At 61.9% G+C, this 17,170-nt stretch carries 14 protein-coding genes; 5 read left to right on the top strand and 9 right to left on the bottom strand.

The window, feature by feature from the left end; genetic code table 11:
* Positions 1-74 precede the first annotated feature (74 nt).
* Positions 75-1,967, top strand: a complete 1,893-nt coding sequence (locus FHX10_RS21655; RefSeq protein ID WP_097595967.1) for an AsmA-like C-terminal region-containing protein — start codon at positions 75-77, stop codon at positions 1,965-1,967.
* Positions 1,968-2,028: 61 nt separating this feature from the next.
* Here FHX10_RS21655 and FHX10_RS21650 read toward each other — a convergent pair whose 3' ends face one another.
* From FHX10_RS21650 to FHX10_RS21630, 5 genes are all read right to left on the bottom strand, one after another.
* Entirely contained in the window at positions 2,029-2,847 is an 819-nt protein-coding gene (locus tag FHX10_RS21650) for an ABC transporter permease (protein WP_018244860.1), read from the bottom strand.
* A 3-nt stretch (positions 2,848-2,850) separates the two neighbouring features.
* Positions 2,851-3,762, bottom strand: a complete 912-nt coding sequence (locus FHX10_RS21645; protein WP_047613649.1) for an ABC transporter permease subunit — start codon at positions 3,760-3,762, stop codon at positions 2,851-2,853.
* Positions 3,763-3,766: 4 nt separating this feature from the next.
* Positions 3,767-4,909 carry an ABC transporter ATP-binding protein gene (locus FHX10_RS21640; protein WP_029868002.1) on the bottom strand — a complete coding sequence of 381 codons (1,143 nt, stop codon included), beginning with the start codon at positions 4,907-4,909 and terminating at the stop codon, positions 3,767-3,769.
* A gap of 113 nt (positions 4,910-5,022) precedes the next feature.
* On the bottom strand, positions 5,023-6,120 hold the full coding sequence (locus FHX10_RS21635; RefSeq protein WP_029868003.1) for a polyamine ABC transporter substrate-binding protein: 1,098 nt from the start codon (positions 6,118-6,120) through the stop codon (positions 5,023-5,025).
* Positions 6,121-6,245: 125 nt separating this feature from the next.
* On the bottom strand, positions 6,246-7,655 hold the full coding sequence (locus tag FHX10_RS21630) for a short-chain fatty acyl-CoA regulator family protein (protein ID WP_097595968.1): 1,410 nt from the start codon (positions 7,653-7,655) through the stop codon (positions 6,246-6,248).
* Between the two features lie 188 nt (positions 7,656-7,843).
* Between FHX10_RS21630 and aceA the strand changes: the two genes are divergently transcribed.
* From aceA to FHX10_RS21615, 3 genes are all read left to right on the top strand, one after another.
* Positions 7,844-9,133 (top strand): isocitrate lyase, encoded by a 1,290-nt coding sequence (gene aceA / locus FHX10_RS21625; RefSeq protein WP_184390189.1) that lies wholly within the window; start codon positions 7,844-7,846, stop codon positions 9,131-9,133.
* Positions 9,134-9,154: 21 nt separating this feature from the next.
* The gene (locus tag FHX10_RS21620) at positions 9,155-9,391 is read left to right on the top strand and encodes a hypothetical protein (protein ID WP_029868006.1); all 237 of its coding nucleotides are present in this window, start codon (positions 9,155-9,157) and stop codon (positions 9,389-9,391) included.
* A gap of 243 nt (positions 9,392-9,634) precedes the next feature.
* Positions 9,635-10,741, top strand: coding sequence for a helix-turn-helix transcriptional regulator (locus FHX10_RS21615; protein ID WP_184390186.1), 1,107 nt, complete (start codon positions 9,635-9,637; stop codon positions 10,739-10,741).
* A 7-nt stretch (positions 10,742-10,748) separates the two neighbouring features.
* Here the strand turns inward: FHX10_RS21615 and FHX10_RS21610 are convergent, their stop codons facing one another.
* Positions 10,749-11,618: a LysR family transcriptional regulator gene (locus tag FHX10_RS21610; protein ID WP_047613645.1), complete on the bottom strand. Its 870-nt coding sequence runs from the start codon at positions 11,616-11,618 to the stop codon at positions 10,749-10,751.
* A 90-nt stretch (positions 11,619-11,708) separates the two neighbouring features.
* Here FHX10_RS21610 and FHX10_RS21605 point away from each other — a divergent pair, with 90 nt between their 5' ends.
* Entirely contained in the window at positions 11,709-11,945 is a 237-nt protein-coding gene (locus FHX10_RS21605) for a hypothetical protein (protein WP_097595970.1), read from the top strand.
* Here the strand turns inward: FHX10_RS21605 and FHX10_RS21600 are convergent.
* From FHX10_RS21600 to FHX10_RS21590, 3 genes are all read right to left on the bottom strand, one after another.
* Positions 11,918-13,765: a methyl-accepting chemotaxis protein gene (locus FHX10_RS21600; protein ID WP_184390183.1), complete on the bottom strand. Its 1,848-nt coding sequence runs from the start codon at positions 13,763-13,765 to the stop codon at positions 11,918-11,920. The genes FHX10_RS21605 and FHX10_RS21600 overlap by 28 nt on opposite strands.
* Positions 13,766-14,024: 259 nt before the next feature.
* Positions 14,025-16,556 carry a methyl-accepting chemotaxis protein gene (locus tag FHX10_RS21595; RefSeq protein ID WP_097595972.1) on the bottom strand — a complete coding sequence of 844 codons (2,532 nt, stop codon included), beginning with the start codon at positions 16,554-16,556 and terminating at the stop codon, positions 14,025-14,027.
* A gap of 313 nt (positions 16,557-16,869) precedes the next feature.
* Positions 16,870-17,013 (bottom strand): hypothetical protein, encoded by a 144-nt coding sequence (locus tag FHX10_RS21590; protein ID WP_176707413.1) that lies wholly within the window; start codon positions 17,011-17,013, stop codon positions 16,870-16,872.
* Positions 17,014-17,170: the final 157 nt, after the last annotated feature.

The following is a 17,170-nucleotide window of genomic DNA, read 5'->3' as shown; positions in this document are numbered from 1 at the left end:
ATATGCCCGATATTTCCTATATCCGCCGAAACCAGCGCATAACGGGATGACCGGCTGCATTGCCGGCGGAGATCATGAGCACGTCAAGACATCGCAGGTGGCGCAGGAAGATCGGACCCGTTTCGCGCTGGCTTCCGGCCTTCGCCCGTGTATCGACGGTATTCCTGCTGATTGCGCTGGCGCTTTTCGTGGCGCTGCGGGTCGCCGCCCCCTATCTCATTTCCACCGGCTTCGTGCGCTCCGGCATCGAGGACGCGCTGTCGAAATGGACGGGCTACCATGCCGAGATCAAGGGCAGTCCGGTTCTCGAATTCTGGCCGACGCCGCGCATCACGCTGAACCAGGTCACCATCCGCCAGCCGCGCGAAAGCGGCGACAAGCTGCTCGGCAGCATTGAAAGCCTGTCGGCCGATTTCAGCCTCATCGACGCCCTCCGCGGGCGGACGAGCTTCCACGAATTCCACCTGCTGCGCCCCAGCCTGGCGCTCACGCGCGACGAGAAGGGGCTGATCGACTGGAGTTATGCCGGCCTGCTCGCACGCGCGATCAGCGGCGTGCGCTACGAGAACGGAGCGGAGGTGCTCGATCCCGATCTCGATGCCGAGATCGGCGCGGTGACCGTCGAGGATGGCACGCTTGTGGTCACCGACATCAAGAGCGCCAAGGCCTTTCATTTCGACAGCGTCACCGCAGATATCGCCTGGCCGAGACTGTCCGGCGCGATCTCGGCGGTCATCATCGCCCGCATCAACGGCCAGGACCTGAAGATCGATTTCGCCTCGCGCCAGCCGCTGCTCGCCTTTGCCGGCCGGAATGCCGAGGCACGGACGTCGCTCACGTCAAACCTGCTGACGGCGCATTTCCAGGGCGTTGCCAGCATCGCCAACCTTTCGGCCCTTTCCGGCAATGTCACCGCCAGCATCCCCGATGTGCCGGCCCTTCTGGCATGGTCGGGCGAATCTGTCCCGGGCATCGGGACGCTGAAGAGCGCCTCGCTGGAATCCGACATCATGTCGTCGGGCAGCGGGCTGCGCTTCAACAATCTCAGCCTCTCCCTGAACGAAGCGAGCGCCACCGGGGTGATGGATCTCTTTACCCAGCCCGGCAAACGGCCGAAGATCGGCGGCACGCTCGCTTTCGACCAGATGAACCTCAAGCCCTTCCTCGATGCCTTCGCGCTCAGGCTCGCCGCCGGAGAGGCAGAAGAAATCTCCGCCGGCATCACTGGGCCGCTGCAGATGCTCGATGTCGACGTCAGGCTTTCGGCACGGCGCGCGCAAATGGGTCTCTTCGAGCTTTCCGATGTCGGCGCCAGCATGATCGTGGCCGGCGGCGAGGCGAAATTCGATATTGGCGACAGCCAGTTCGAAGGCGGCGAGATGACCGCGCATCTGGAAGCGACGCAGCGCGACTTCGACGGTGGCGGCAAGCTGCAGCTGTCGATCCGCGATGCCGACTTCGCAGCTCTTGCCGAGCGCCTGCAGCTGAAAGGTCCGCTGCCGCTGGCGACAGGATCGCTCGATCTCGACCTCCGGTCGCCGAAGGCGATATGGACGACCGGCCTTGCCGACGTCACCGGCAAGCTGCGCTTCTGGACGAAGCAAGGCACGATCCCCGGCATCGATGCCGCAGCGCTCCGCACGCAGGCAGCCGAAAAGCCGTTCTTTCCGCTGAGCGCGGCGGCAGGCGGCGCCTTCACCTTCAACCAGCTGAACCTGCAGGCCGATTTCGCCAACGGCACCGCCGAGATGCACGACGCCCATATTGCCGGCGCCACGGAGACGCTGACGCTTTCCGGCGTCATTACCTATCAGTCGAACGGGCTGGCGCTTTCCGGATCGCTGGAGGCAACCGATCCGGCCAAGGCGGCAGAGCTGCCGCTGCTGCCGTTCTTCGTCGGCGGTTCATGGCCCAACCCGGTGATCTCGCCAGTGCCGCTTTTCGGCAATACGCCGCACGCGCAATAGAGCATTTCCGTTTTCTTCGAAAAACGGAAGCGCTTCATTTTTTGTTTCACGCAATTTCAGCTCACGCGCCGGCCGCAGCGGCACGCTCATCCCTCTGGCGCTGTGTTTCGCGGCGCTTGGTGATGATCGAGGCGCAGATGACGCCGAAGGCGACGACGCCGATCAGGATCGTGCACACCGCATTGATCTCGGGCGTCACACCGAGGCGGACCTGGCTGTAAATCCTCATCGGCAGCGTGGTGGCGCCCGGCCCCGAGGTGAAGCTCGCAATCACCAGATCGTCGAGCGACAGGGTGAAGGCAAGGATCCAGCCGGAGAGCACGGCGGGCGCGATGATCGGCAGGGTGATCTCGAAGAAAGTGCGCACCGGCGGCGCGCCGAGATCCTGCGCCGCTTCCTCGATCGAATGATCGAAACTCAGCAGGCGCGACTGGACGACGACGGCGACAAAGCACATGGTCAGCGTCGTATGTGCGAGCGTGATCGTCCAGAAGCCACGGTCGAGACCGATCGCCACAAAGAGCAGCAGCAATGACAGGCCGGTGATGACCTCCGGCATGACGAGCGGTGCATAGACCATGCCCGAAAAAAGCATGCGGCCGCGAAAGCGGGTGTAACGCACCAATGTCAGCGCCGCCATCGTGCCGAGGATGGTTGCAAATGTTGCCGACAGCAGTCCGACGCGCAGCGTCACCCAGGCAGCGTCGAGCAAGGCCTGATTGCTCATCAACGAGACATACCATTTCGTCGAGAAGCCGCCCCAGACGGTTACGAGTTTGGATTCGTTGAAGGAGAAAATGACGAGAAGCACGATCGGCAGATAGAGGAAGGCAAAGCCGAGCGTGACGGAGACGATATTGAAACGGGTCCATTTCAGCATGGTTTATTTCCCCCGCTCTTCGGCTTTGGCCTGGACATTCTGGAAGAAGACGATCGGGATGACCAGGATCAGCAACAGGATGGTCGCCACCGCCGAGGAGACCGGCCAGTCGCGATTGGAATTGAACTCGTTCCACAGCGTCTTGCCGATCATCAGCGTCTGCGACCCGCCGAGCAGATCGGGGATGACGAATTCGCCGACGGCCGGGATGAAGACCAGCATGCAGCCGGCCACCACGCCGGGGATCGACAGCGGGAAGGTGACGCGCCAGAAGGCGGTGATCGGCGGGCAGCCGAGATCCTGCGCTGCCTCGATCAGCGTGCCGTCCATCTTCTCGAGCGCCGAATAAAGCGGCAGCACCATGAAGGGGAGATAGGAATAGACGATGCCGATATAGACGGCGGTATTGGTGTTGAGGATGATCAGCGGCGCATCGATCAGGTGCAGCGACAGCAGCAGCTGGTTGAACAGGCCCTCCGGCTTGAGGATGGCGATCCAGGCGTAGACGCGGATCAGGAAGCTCGTCCAGAAGGGCAGGATGACAAGCATGACCAGCGTCGGCCGCAGGCCACGTGGCGCCTGCGCCATGCCGTAGGCGATCGGATAGGCGATCAGCAGCGTCAGGAGGGTGGAGATCGCGGCGATCACCACACTCGACACATAGGCGTTGAAATAGAGCGGGTCGTCGGTCAGGTAGGTGTAATTGTCGAAGGAGAATTCGCCGATCTTACTTAAGAGGCCGGCCCAGCCGTCGGCCAAGGAGAAGACAGGCTCATAGGGCGGCATGGCGATCGCCGTCGTCGACATCGAAATGCGGAAGACGATGAAGAAGGGCGCCAGGAAGAAGAGCAGCAGCCAGGCGTAAGGGATGACGATGACGAGGCGATTGTAGAGGCCGGAGGTGAGCTTGCCCATAACGTCAATCCTTCAGCAGGACGCCGGCATTCTCGTCGAAGGAGACCCAGACTTCCTGATCGTAGGTGAAGGGGTCGTCGACGGAGCGCTGCGCATTGAGGGACGAGGCCTTGACGATATTGCCGCTCTGCAATTTCACATGGAAGACGGTCATGTCGCCGAGATAGGCGATATCCCAGAGTTCGCCTTTGGCGGCGTTGACGGACGCGTTGGCGGGAGCCGTGCGCCCGACCCGCATCTTCTCCGGCCGGATGGCGAAGCCGACGGCGCTGCCTGCAGAAGGTGTTTCGGAAGCGGCGACACGCACGCTGAAGCCGCTGTCGACTGATATCTCGACGGTGCCGTTGCCCGATGAGGCGACCTTGCCGTCGAAAATGTTCACGTCGCCGATGAAATCTGCGACGAAACGGCAATTCGGCGCTTCGTAGATCTCGGCCGGCGTCGCCACCTGCACCACCTTGCCGTGGCTCATGACGGCGATACGGTCTGCCATGGTCATCGCCTCTTCCTGGTCGTGGGTGACGACGACGAAGGTAAGTCCAAGATTCTGCTGCAGGTCCATCAGCTCGAACTGGGTTTCCTCGCGCAGCTTCTTGTCGAGCGCGCCGAGCGGTTCGTCGAGCAGCAGCACCTTGGGACGCTTGGCGAGCGAGCGGGCCAGCGCCACGCGCTGGCGCTGGCCACCGGAAAGCTGGTTCGGTTTGCGGGAGGCAAACTGCTCCAGCTTGACGAGCTTCAACATCTGCAAGACGCGGTCAGTCATCTCGTCCTTCGCCATGCCATCCTGTTTCAGGCCGAAGGCGATGTTCTTCTCGACCGTCATGTGCGGGAAAAGCGCATAGGACTGGAACATCATATTGACGGGGCGCCGATAGGGCGGCGTACCGGCCATATCGGTGCCATCGAGGACGATTTCGCCCGAGGTCGGCTGCTCGAAGCCGGCGAGCATGCGCAGAAGCGTCGACTTGCCGCAGCCGGAAGCGCCGAGCAGCGCGAAGAACTCGCGGTGATAAATATCGAGCGACAGGTTATCGACGGCGGTGAAATCACCGAAACGCTTGGTGACGTTCTTGATGGATATGAAGGGCTTGGCGGACGGATCGGTCCAAGGTGCGAACGAGCGGCGAATATTGCCTAGAGACTTCATATTGTTCCCCGAAAATGCATTCTTTGCTTTTATTCTTGGCTTTTGCTCCCGGTTTCACCCGGCCGGGATCGTCAAAAAAAGGCCCGGACGTTTCCGTCCGGGCCGTTATTCTATCATTGGCCGGTGACCACGGTGGTCCATAGCCGCGTCACGATCCGCTGCGTCTTCGGATCGAGCGGCGGAACGGTGAAGAGTTTCGCCATTACCTCCGGCGTCGGGTAGATCGCCGTATCGTCGAGGACCTCCTTGTCGAGGAACTGCTGCGACGCCTTGTTGCCGTTGGCGTAGAAGACGAAGTTCGAGGCCTTGGCGATCACCTCCGGCTTCATCATGTAGTTGATGAATTCATGGGCTTCGGCGACATGCGGCGCATCCTTCGGAATGCCGAAGACGTCGAAGAAGATCTGGGCGCCTTGCGACGGGACCGAGTAGTCGACCTTCACGCCGGCATTGGCTTCCTTAGCACGGTCGCGGGCCTGGAACATATCGCCGGAATAACCGAGCGCAATGCAGATATCGCCGTTCGCCAGCGCGCTGATATATTCGGAAGAATGGAACTTGCGGACGAACGGGCGGACGGCCGTGAGAACCTCCTGCGCCTTCTTGAGATCGGCGGGATCGGTACTGTTCGGATTTAGCCCGAGATAGGCGAGCGCCGAGGGCACGACGTCGGTTGGGGAATCCAGCATATAGATGCCGCAATCCTTGAGTTTGGCCGCTTTCGCCGGATCGAACAACGCGTCCCAATTGGGCTTTTCGTCGGTGCCGAGGGCGGCTTTGACCTTGTCGACATTATAGCCGATGCCCGTCGTGCCCCACATGTAGTCGACGCTGTATTCATTGCCGGGGTCGAAGGACGCCACGCCCTTCATGATGACGTCCCACATGTTGACCAGGTTCGGCAGCTTCGACTTGTCGAGTTTCTGGTAGACGCCGGCGGCGATCTGGCGCTGCATGAAGGATACGGTGGGGACGACGACGTCATAACCCGAACCACCAGCCAAGAGCTTGGTTTCCAGCGTCTCGTTAGAATCGAAAGTGTCGTAGACGACCTTGATGCCGGTTTCCTTGGTGAAATCCTCGAGGATGGAACTGTCGATATAATCCGACCAGTTGTAGACGTTGACCACGCGCTCCTGCGAAAAGGCCGGAGCGGCAGCAAGGAGTGCGGTAACGGCGGCGGCCGTCACGCATAGGATGGTTGACCTCATAACTTCTCCTGTTTGTTCAAAGATTCCGCATCACCGGACATCTTTTCCCTCTGGTTTTCCACGCAGACTAAGAAGGAATTTCACAGCCCACAAGCGCAAAATCCAGCGCCCTCAACGATTTCACATCACTGGAAGTCGAAGGCGCTGAGCCCTGCCACCATCTCGTCGAGCCCGAGCGGTCTGGTCACCGGCGGCTCAGCCCGGGAAAGGCAGCCGCGTCGCTCGCAAAGGCGACAGGCCGGACCGATTTCGACCGGATCGAGCGCCATCGCCTGCCCGTAGACCACACCTCCGCCAAGGGCAGCGTCGCAGCCGATCAGGATCGCGGTGCGCCTTAGCCTTTCGCCGAATTCGACACTCGGTCCCTCCAGAGTGCGGGCGACCGTCAAGAAGGATGCGCCATCCGGCATGACCACGGTTTCGGCGAGGATCTGGCCCGGCTGCAGGAAGGCGGCGTGGATATTGAGCTTCGGACAGCCGCCGCCGAACCGGGCCTGCGGAAAGCCCTGGGCGCCCGCCCGGCGCAGCCGGTGGCCTGCGGCGTCGATCTCGATCAGGAAGAAGGGAATGGCCGCCGCCCCGGGGCGCTGCAGCATGGCAAGGCGCGCGGCGGCATGACCGAAGGAGACGCCGAAGCGTGCGCGCAGAATATCGATATCGTAACGCGTCGCCTTCGCCGCCGAAAGGAAAGCCTCGTAGGGCATTGCCAACGCTAAGGCCGCGATGCGGGCAAGCTCGAAGCGGGCGATGCGGCGCGCCTCGGCGGAGGAGAGCGGGATATCGTCGAGCTCGGCATCGATTGCCGGCAGCAGTGCCAGAGTTGCCGCCTCGATTGATATCTCATGCGCCCGGTCAGCCGGCGACAGCCGCTCGGAGATGAAAAGCCGCATCGAATGGCGATCGAAACGGCGGCGCAGATCCGGCATGACGTGGACGGGAAGGACGCGCACCGCGATGCCGCGCTCGGAACGCAACCAATCCTTCAGCCCGGCGGCAAGATCGAGGCCACCGGGGAGCGTTGCGGCAAAGGCTTCTGCCGCCGTCTCGATCCGTCCGAAATAGCCGGACCTGCGCTCCAGCGTCTCGCGCACCTCGTCTAGCGGCAACCGGCCGGCGGCGACCGGCGCATGCCCCTCGGCGGCCATAAGCGCCGTCAGATCGGATAGCCTTGCCGCCTGCTCGCGATAGGCGCGGTAGAGCTTGATCATGCCGCTCGCGGCATTGGGTGCTGCCTCGGCCACCTCCACCAATTCCTGATCACCCGGCAGCTCGCCCGACAGCAGCGGATCGGCAAAGATCTCCTTGAGCTGGTCGAGACTGCCGCCGGTCTGCCCCCGCAATTCCTCCAGATCGACCCTGTAGACGCTTGCAAGCTTGAGAAGGAGTTGCACCGTCAACGGCCGCTGGTTGCGCTCGATCAGGTTCAGGTAGGACGGCGATATTTCCAGCGCCTCGGCCATGGCGGTCTGCGTCAGCGCCAGCGCATTGCGGATGCGCCTGACTTTCGGGCCTGCGAATATCTTCCGTTCCGCCATGTCACACCCTTTGACAAGCTAGGAGCGCTGTATTTACAAAATTTTACAAATTCACAGCACCAATCTGTCAATCCTCGTCATCTTAACCTCTTTCCGAGCAGGAAATCAAAGGTTTTTCTGGTCATAACGGCTGATATTGTCAATCTTGTCATGACCACCCTTTATCGGCTTTTAGTGAGGAGAGCAGCATGACCGATTTTTACAAACTTGTCCCAAACGCATCAGCTAATCGTTTCGACGGCATTGAGAGACCCTACTCGGCCGACGACGTGCAGCGGCTCAGGGGCTCGGTGGCGCTGCGCCATACGCTGGCCGAAATGGGGGCGGACCGGTTGTGGCGGCTCATTCACCAGGCGGATTTCGTCAATGCGCTCGGCGCACTTTCCGGCAATCAGGCCATGCAGATGGTGCGCGCCGGGCTGAAGGCGATCTATCTCTCCGGCTGGCAGGTGGCGGCCGACGCCAATACGGCATCGGCGATGTATCCCGACCAGTCCCTCTATCCGGCCAATGCCGGTCCGGAGCTTGCCAAGCGCATCAACCGCACGCTGCAGCGCGCCGATCAGATCGAGACCGCGGAAGCCCAGGGACTTTCCGTCGAGACCTGGTTCGCCCCGATCGTTGCCGATGCGGAAGCGGGCTTCGGCGGACCGCTCAACGCCTTCGAAATCATGAAGGCCTATATCGAGGCGGGTGCCGCCGGCGTTCATTTCGAGGACCAGCTCGCTTCGGAGAAGAAATGCGGCCATCTCGGCGGCAAGGTGCTGATCCCGACGGCCGCTCATATCCGCAATCTCGATGCCGCTCGGCTTGCCGCCGACGTCATGGGCGTTGCGACGCTGGTCATCGCCCGCACCGACGCGGAGGCGGCAAAGCTGCTGACCTCAGACATCGACGAGCGCGACCAGCCCTTCGTCGACTATGATGCCGGCCGCACGGTCGAAGGCTTCTATCAGGTCAGAAACGGAATCGAGCCCTGCATCGCGCGCGCCGTCGCCTATGCGCCGCATTGCGATCTCATCTGGTGCGAAACCTCGAAGCCGGACCTCGAGCAGGCGCGGCGCTTTGCCGAAGGCGTGCACAAGGTCTACCCCGGCAAGCTGCTCGCCTATAATTGCTCGCCCTCCTTCAACTGGAAGAAGAACCTCGACGAGGCGACGATCGCACGGTTCCAGCGCGAACTCGGCGCAATGGGCTACAAGTTCCAGTTCATCACGCTCGCCGGCTTCCACCAGCTGAACTTCGGCATGTACGAACTGGCGCGCGGCTACCGGCAGCGGCAGATGTCGGCCTATTCCGAGCTGCAACAGGCGGAATTCGCCGCCGAGGTCAACGGCTATACCGCCACCAAACATCAGCGCGAGGTCGGCACCGGCTATTTCGACGCCGTGTCGCTCGCCATCACCGGCGGTCGGTCTTCGACCACCGCGATGCACGATTCAACTGAACATGCGCAGTTCAAGCCGGCTGCGGAATAACCCGAAGAGGAGGAGAATATCATGGCATCCATCACACGCGTCCGGGAACGGGCCGAAGAGCAGACGACCAGCATGAGCGAGGATCAGCAGACGACGATCCGCATGCTCGCCAACGACCTGCACCGGCTGAACCAATCGGTCATGAAAGCCGTCGAGGCCGGCGTCTCGGTCGAACTGGTGCGCTCGGCCCGTCATCACGGCGGCGACGGCAACTGGGGCGACCTGCTGATTCCGGTCGTCGTCACCAACCGGCATTGACGAAACCTGCCGGGGCGGGCCGGCGGTGCCGGCCCGCATTGCTCAATCGCAGCGCCCACGCGTCCAAGAGATGCGTGGGCGCTTTATCATTTTGAATCTGTGAATCATTCTTTCCGAAACCGAACCCGATTTCGGGCTTATTGCCAGCCGCACGACGCAGCGGTCTCCGGCTTTCGCAATTTGACGCAATTGTCACCGCCGCCTGGTCGGGTCATAATGGCGCATCTTCGAACGGAACTGCCCATGCCCGGCGCGCCGCACCCCAAACTCGAAGCCTTGACCGATCTGATCTACGCCGCCCTGTTCGGCGAGACGACGTGGCAGACGTTTCTCGACGTTTTGAACGAGACGATGCCGGATGCGAAATCCACGCTGTTCTTCCACGATGCCATCGCCCGCACCGGCGGCCTATCGCTTGCCTCAGGCATTCAGGATGCGGAAGCCGAGGCCTATAACCATTATTATGCCAGGATCAATCCGTGGATGCCCAAGGCCGCTGTCCGGCCGGTCGGCCTCGGCGTCATCGCCGAGCAGATGCTGCCGAGGAGCGATCTCATCAAGACCGAATTCTACAATGACTTCGTCCGCAGCATCGGCTGCGAAAGCAGTGTTGGCGTCACCATCATGCGGGAGAATGGTCGCTCCTTCAATTTGTCGACGCTGACCTCTTCGGCCGATCCCGACAACAACCGGGTGAATGCCGACCTGCTGAGCGATCTCGCCCCGCATCTCAGACGCGCCTTCGATTTCATCAGGCGCGATCGCCGCGATCCCGAGAATGATGAAAACGGGCTGGCGCTCTTCGATGCGATCGGCGCCGGCATCGTCTATCTCGGCGAGAACCAGCAGATCCGTTCGCTCAACAGGGCGGCCGAACGGCTGCTCGCCGAAGGCGGCGGCATCGGCACCGGCCCATCGGGACGCCTCGTCATCGACGATCCGGCGCTGGGCGCCCGGCTCGACATGCTGAGCCGCCATCATCATCCGGCCATAAGCCCGCCGCCATCGACGACGCTCGTCAAGACCAAAGCCGGCAGTCTCAGATGCACGCTCGTCAGGCTGCAATCGGATTTCATCACCGCCTTCCTGGAAGGCCCGACGATCGCGCTGATCATCGAGCGCACAGGCATGGCGCTGAGAAGCGATATCAACGAGGCGCTGGCGAGCGGCAATCAGCTGACGGCGGCCGAGATGCGGATCGCCTCGGCGATCGCCGACGGGCTTTCCCTGCGTGAAGCCGCCACGACCCATGATGTCAGCTATGAGACCGCCCGCTCGCATCTCAAGAGCATCTATTCCAAGCTTGGGGTGAACAGCCAGGTGGCGCTGGTGCGCCGGCTGATGCCGTAAGAATTATCTAACCTCGGCTCGGTCGTTTTCCGGCGAAGAGATCGGCATAACTTCTGATGAGTTTGGTCATGCGGTCGGCGACCGTGCGGATCTCCGGGCGATGGCGGTCCTCGGCATTCATGACGATCCATTGCCGGTGGCGCAATTCCGGCAACTCGCCGCCCTGCCGCTGCAATTCAGGATGGAGATCGCCGACGAAACAGGGAAGTACGGTCTTGCCGGCGCCGGCGCGCACCAGATCCGGCAGCGAACGCGGCCGATTGACGGTGGCGACGATCCCTGTCGCGGCATGGGCGTGCGGCCAGCGCAGATAGGCCGATATCGCCTCCTCCTCGGCAACCGCAATCCAGCGCTCGTCGGTCTCGGCAGTGTTGCGTCTGATATAGACGGCATAGGCCACCTCCCCGAGCTGACGTGCGGCGAGATTGGCCTCCTCGGGCTCGAAGGCCCGAATACCGATATCGCTCTCGCGATAGGCAAGGCTTGCCCGCGCCTCGCCGATGGTCAGCGAAATGGCGAAGGCATCGCCCGGCATGCGGATTGCGGCAAAATTCTCGGTCAGCAGCCAAGCGAGCCAGGTGCCGGCGGCGACCCTGACGGTCGTGCCGCCGTCGCCGGATTGCCGCCACGCCGCCACCTTGCGGGCGGCGGCCTCCATCTCCTGAAGGTGATCGAGCAGCGCCTGGCCATCGTGTGTCAGACGATATCCGGTCTGGCTGCGCGAAAACAATGCGCGGCCGATCTCCTGTTCGAGATCGAGCATGCGACGGCCGACGGTTGCCGGGCTCAGTCCACTTGCGGTGCTTGCCCCGGTCAAGCCGCCGAGCCGGGCGACCTGCAGGAAAAGCTGATAGGAATCCCAACTTGCGTTTTTCATTGGTGAAAAACATAGCGGGATTTTCCCCGTTTATAAAGAGAAATTCGATGCCTAGATCAGGTGATGTCTGACATAGGAAAGGACATTGCCATGATCGACATGATGACCATCGCAGGCACTATGGGATACCGACATTCCGGCAGACGATGCGACTCCAGGGCAGACGAGGACAGATTCTATGCCGAGTTCGGAGACAACAGCCTCATTCGTTTCGGCGGTTGGCTGACGTCGCTTGATCTCTATCTGAGAAAGCCCCGCAAGGCCGCAGTGCAATCCTGCGGCAGCTGCGACCGTACGGTTCAGGCGACCCTTCTTGCCCCGAGATGAGCAGGTGCGGTTTCTGCGACGATGCGGAACCGCTCGATCAGCGCCATCAGCGTATCGGCCTCGCCGGCGAGCAGGCGGCTTGCCTGCGTCGTCTCGGCCACCATCGACGCGTTCTTCTGGGTCATCTGGTCCATGGCGTTGACGGAACCGTTGACCTCCTGCAGCGCCGCCGACTGATCCCGGCTCGCAGTGGCGATGGTCTCGACATGGCCGCTGATGGCGATAATCTCCTGGCTGATCGAGGCAAGGACGCTGCCGGTCTTCTGGACCAATTCGGAACCTGCCGTGACTTCCCGGCTCGATGTCTCGATCAGCGACTTGATCTCGCGCGCCGCATCGGCCGAACGTTGGGCGAGTTCGCGGACCTCCTGGGCGACGACGGCAAAACCCTTGCCCGCCTCGCCGGCGCGCGCCGCCTCGATGCCGGCATTCAACGCCAGAAGATTGGTCTGGAAGGCGATGTCGTCGATCACCTCGATGATCTGCTCGATGCGCTGCGAGGCCTCTTCGATGCGCTCCATCGCGGCGACGGCATCGCCGACCACGGCGCCGGAATTGTCGGCCGTCCTCTTGGTCGCAGCCACGACATTGTTGGCTTCACGGGCACGCTCGGCGGAAGACCGAACCGTGATGGTGATTTCTTCCACCGCGGCCGCGGTCTCTTCGAGGTTTGCCGCCTGCGCCTCGGTGCGCTTCGAGAGCTCGCTGGCAGAGACGGAGACGGCGCTGCTGTTGCGCTGGATCGTCGAGGCGCTGTCGCGGATACCGGAGAGCGTATCCTGAAGCCGCAGGAGTGAGGCGTTGAAATCGACGCGCAGCTGCTCCAGCCGGCCGACGAAGGGCGTGCCGATCGTCTGCGAGACATCGCCCTGCGACAGGCGCCCCAGGCCGGCGGCAAGCTGGTTGACGGCAAAGTCGATCTGGCCGTCAAGGGAGCGCTTGTCGGCATCGTTCTTGGCGCGTTCGGCATCGCTCAGAGCGCGCTGTTCGGCAGCCTGGGTTTCCAGATCGCGCCGCGCCCGGGCACTGTCGCGGAAAAGCGCCAGGGCCCGGCCGATGTCGCCGAACTCGTTCTTCTTGGCGACGCAAGGGATGGTGCCCTCAAGATCGCCCGCGGAGATCGAATGGACGCTCGCAGTCAACGCCTGCAAAGGCTTCACCGACAGGCGGATCGCGTAGAAGGCGACAACGCCGACGATCAGCATGACGATGGCGCCGATGCCGAGAACCAGGATCTGCAGCTCATTCAGGCGCTGGTAATAAACCTCCATCGGAATGCCGATGAAGAGAATGCCGACATTGGCGTTCGATGCATTCTTGATGGGAAAGTAACCGGTGATGAACTGGCGGCCGAAAAGCACCGCCGGGCCGTAATAGGCCTCGCCCTTGGCGAGAACCGGCTGGGCAGGGTGCTCGGCTGCGAGCTTGGTGCCGACGGCACGATCGCCGTTTTCCTTCTTGACGTTCGTGGATATGCGGACGTAGTCGCTGCCCTGCTTTTGGAAGATGGTCGCGACACCGGCAATCGACTGCGCCGTGCGGTCGACCAGCGAATGATCGGCAAGTGCCGGAATGGCGTCTTCCGTCACGGCAGAGAGCTGATTGTCCTTGAGCTCGATCTTTGCGCCCTGATCGGCCGCGCCGTAGAGGACGGCCATCGCGCGGGCGGCCTCTTTCGCGTCGGAGATCGCCCCGCCCATGACATGATTGCTCAAATTATAATAGGTCACGCCGACGATAGCGGCCGTGCTGATCGCCAGCAGAAACAATGTGATCGCAACGATCTGGCGTACGATCGACGTCGAGAAAAGGCGCAGCATCAAAACCCCCGGGATAAACCAAGGCTAGATTAAGCCAAAAGCGTTAAGGAAAATTTTCCGTAAATCAGGGCTGCGGGAGATATTCACCTGTCTCGTTTTTAGACGTCTTCTGACCATGGCGGCTCGACAGACTGGCGGACATTCAAGGCTATTCTCCTACCGTTCAAATCTCTTCAATCGAAGCGCGATTTCTCGGCATAAACAGCAACGGCCCCGGAAAGTCCGAGGCCGTTCGCATGAAGACGGGGTCGGCCGGCGATCAGGCGGCGCGGTAGACCGGCGTGGCGGCTGCCTCGCCGTCGATCTTGAACTGCTGGATGAGCCGGCGCAGCGAATCGGCCTCGTCGGCCAGTTCGCGGCTGGCGGCGGTCGTCTCTTCCACCATGGCGGCGTTCTGCTGCGTCATCTGATCCATCTGGTTGACGGTCGCGTTGACGCTCTGCAACGCGTTGGACTGGTCGTGGCTGGCGCGGGCGATCATCTCGACATGCTGGCTGATCGTGACGATCTGGGCGCTGATCTTGGCAAGCACCGTGCCGGTTTCCTGCACGAACTGCGAGCCGGAATTGACCTCGTTGGTCGACTTGTTGATCAGCCCCTTGATCTCCTGCGCCGCGGCTGCGGAGCGCTGGGCCAGTTCGCGGACTTCCATCGCCACCACCGCGAAGCCCTTGCCGGCTTCACCGGCGCGCGCCGCCTCGATGCCGGCGTTGAGCGCCAGGAGATTGGTCTGGAAGGCGATCTCGTCGATGACGCCGATGATCTGCTCGATCTGGCGCGAGGCATCCTCGATGCGGCCCATCGCGTCGATCGCATTGCTGACGACGACGGCGGAATCGTCGGCGCTGCGCTTGGCCTGGCGGACGATCTGGTCGGCATCCTTGGCGCGTTCGGCCGACGAACGGACCGTGACGGTGATCTCGTCGACGGCGGCCGCGGTCTCTTCGAGCGAGGCAGCCTGCTGCTCGGTGCGCTTGGACAGATCCTCGGCCGACTGGGCCATCTGGTTGCCGTTGCCCTGGATCAGTTCGACATTGTCGCGGATCTGGCTCATCGTCGCCTGCAGGCGCATCATCGAACCGTTGAAATCCTGGCGCAGCTGTTCGAGACGGCCGATGAACGGCGTTTCGATCGTTGTCGAGATATCGCCCTGCGACATGCGTTCGAGGCCGGCGGCAAGTGCATTGACCGCAAATTCGATCTGACGATCCATCTCGTGCTTTTCGGCGTCGTTGCGCTGGCGCTCATGTTCGGCGGCGGCACGCTCCTCGTCGCTCTGCTCCTCGATGCGAATCTTCGAGATGGCGTTTTCCTTGAAGATGCCGAGCGCGCGAGCCATGTCGCCGATTTCATCGTGACGCTGCTCGCCCGAGATGCTGGTTTCCAGCGCCCCTTCGGCAATGCGGCGCATGGCGGCGGTGATCTGGCTGATCGGGCGCTGCAGCGTCAGCACCAGGGCGATGCCGCCGAGGATCGACAGGAGGATGCCGAGACCGGTGGTCATGACCGAGATGCTGTTTGCCTGGGTGCGCTCGGTGCCGGCCGTCTGCTTCTGCAGCTCGGCGAAATCGGTCAGCTTCGTCCAGATCTGGTCGAGCTCCTGGCGGGCGGCGGCATAGGCGGTGACGCGCTCGCTGATCGTATCGACGATCTTCGAGCCGCCGCCGGAAATGGCGTCGAGCGCCGGCTGGATCGCGCCCGATATGCCTTCGGCAAAGCCCATGCCCTTGGCGCTGGTGGTCAGCACCTGCATATCCTTGCCAAGCGTGCCGGCCTGCTGCTGCAGGCGTACGAGATTATCCTTGCTGGAGTTGGAGAGGAAATCGGAAAGGACGATCTGCAGCGCATAGACGGAGTTTTCCAGCCGCCGCGTATCCTGAAGGACGGAGTTGGTCTGGGCGATGCGGCCCTCGAGCTCGGCGAAACGCTGGGTCGCCTCGCGCATCTTCTGCGTTGCCGTCAGCTGCGTATAGGTCGAGGTCTGGCGGAAGCGCGACACGAGGCGGCCGAGTTCGGCGATGTCCTCGTCGGTCGGAGCGGGCAGCTGAGCGATCGCCTTGATGCTGTCGATGGTTGCGGTCAGCGCGTCGATGACGTTCTTCTGGTTGGTCGGAACCGAAATGGCGATCTGCCGCTGGGCTTTGATGATCGCAGGCATCTGTCCGTTGATGAAGGCGATCTTGTCCTGCGGCGTTTGCGGCTTGCTGTAGCCGCTGGCGACGGTGCCGAGGAAGTCGCCGCCCTTCAGCAGGCGGTCGGCGGTGCGCAGCGTGATGGTGGCGGCGCCCTCGTCGTTCTGGAGCGCGGTCTGCAATTCCTCGGCCTGGTAGGAGACCGTGAAACGGGTGCTGATCAGGCTCTTCTGTGCGGCATCGATCTGCTCATGCAAAGCCTGTTCCTGCTCATGCAGGGCCCAGAGCTTGTCGACGACGCCCGATATGTCCTTGGTGCGTTGCGATGCCTCGGCAAGGCTGTCGCGGCCGGCGGCCTCTTCACCGACCTGGTTCAGCGTCCGGTCGAGCACGCCCTGCTGGGTCTTCAGTTCCGCGGTCAGCTTGTCGCGTGCCTCCGGGCTGGTGACGCGCAGGAAATCGTCCATCGAACCGTAGAGATCCTTGAAGCCGCTCAGCGACTGCAGCACGCTGTTGGATATTTCCATGCGGCCCTGCAGAAGTCCGGAAGCGTAGAGGCCCGTCAGGCCTACCGCCGAAATGGTGACGACGAAGGGCAGAACGAAGATCAAAACCTTCGTCTTGATCCTGAAGCGGGAAAGAATCTTGTCAATCAACATGGCGTTCCGGGCCTTTCATACACCACTCCTCCCGCAGGCAGCCACATGGCGCCAGCCGGGTACACATCAAGCCGTTCTTAAATTTACATTGGGGAACCCGGAGACCAGGCGGCAGTCATTGCCAGTTCATGTCCAAACAACTTGGAGATGCCCAAATAATCGCGGGCAATTGTGTCAGATTAGATATTAATTTTCGGATAAGCGGTTATGGCGGGTTAAGCCAAGGCGGTGAAATAGTTGCAGATTGTAAGCCGCAACGCCGCAGCGCGGCGATCAACATGCCGCAATGTTCTTTCCAGGTCTACCGACAGGATCAGATGAAGTGCGAGAGCAGCAGCGCGAGGCTGGCGGCAGTGGCGCCGGCGGCAAGCATCAGATAACGCAGGGTCACCATCCAGGCGTTCGGCTTTGCCTCGGCAATTGCGATGGCGCGGGCGCGTCGTGTGTTTCTGGTCATGCGCGAAACCTCACTTCTCTCTGACACAACAATCCAACAAAACGGCTTGCCGGTAAAGCATTATCTAGGAACGATTTTGCAAACCGCCAATTGAGACAGGATGGCGCACCTCTCTTAAGAAGTCTTGAATCGGCTTTGGTCTTTGTCTTATGCAAGT

Source organism: Rhizobium sp. BK591 (genome assembly GCF_014195045.1).
GTDB lineage: Bacteria > Pseudomonadota > Alphaproteobacteria > Rhizobiales > Rhizobiaceae > Rhizobium > Rhizobium anhuiense.
The sequence above is the reverse complement of the archived record's forward strand: the minus strand, read 5'-3'. Positions and strand labels throughout refer to the sequence as shown.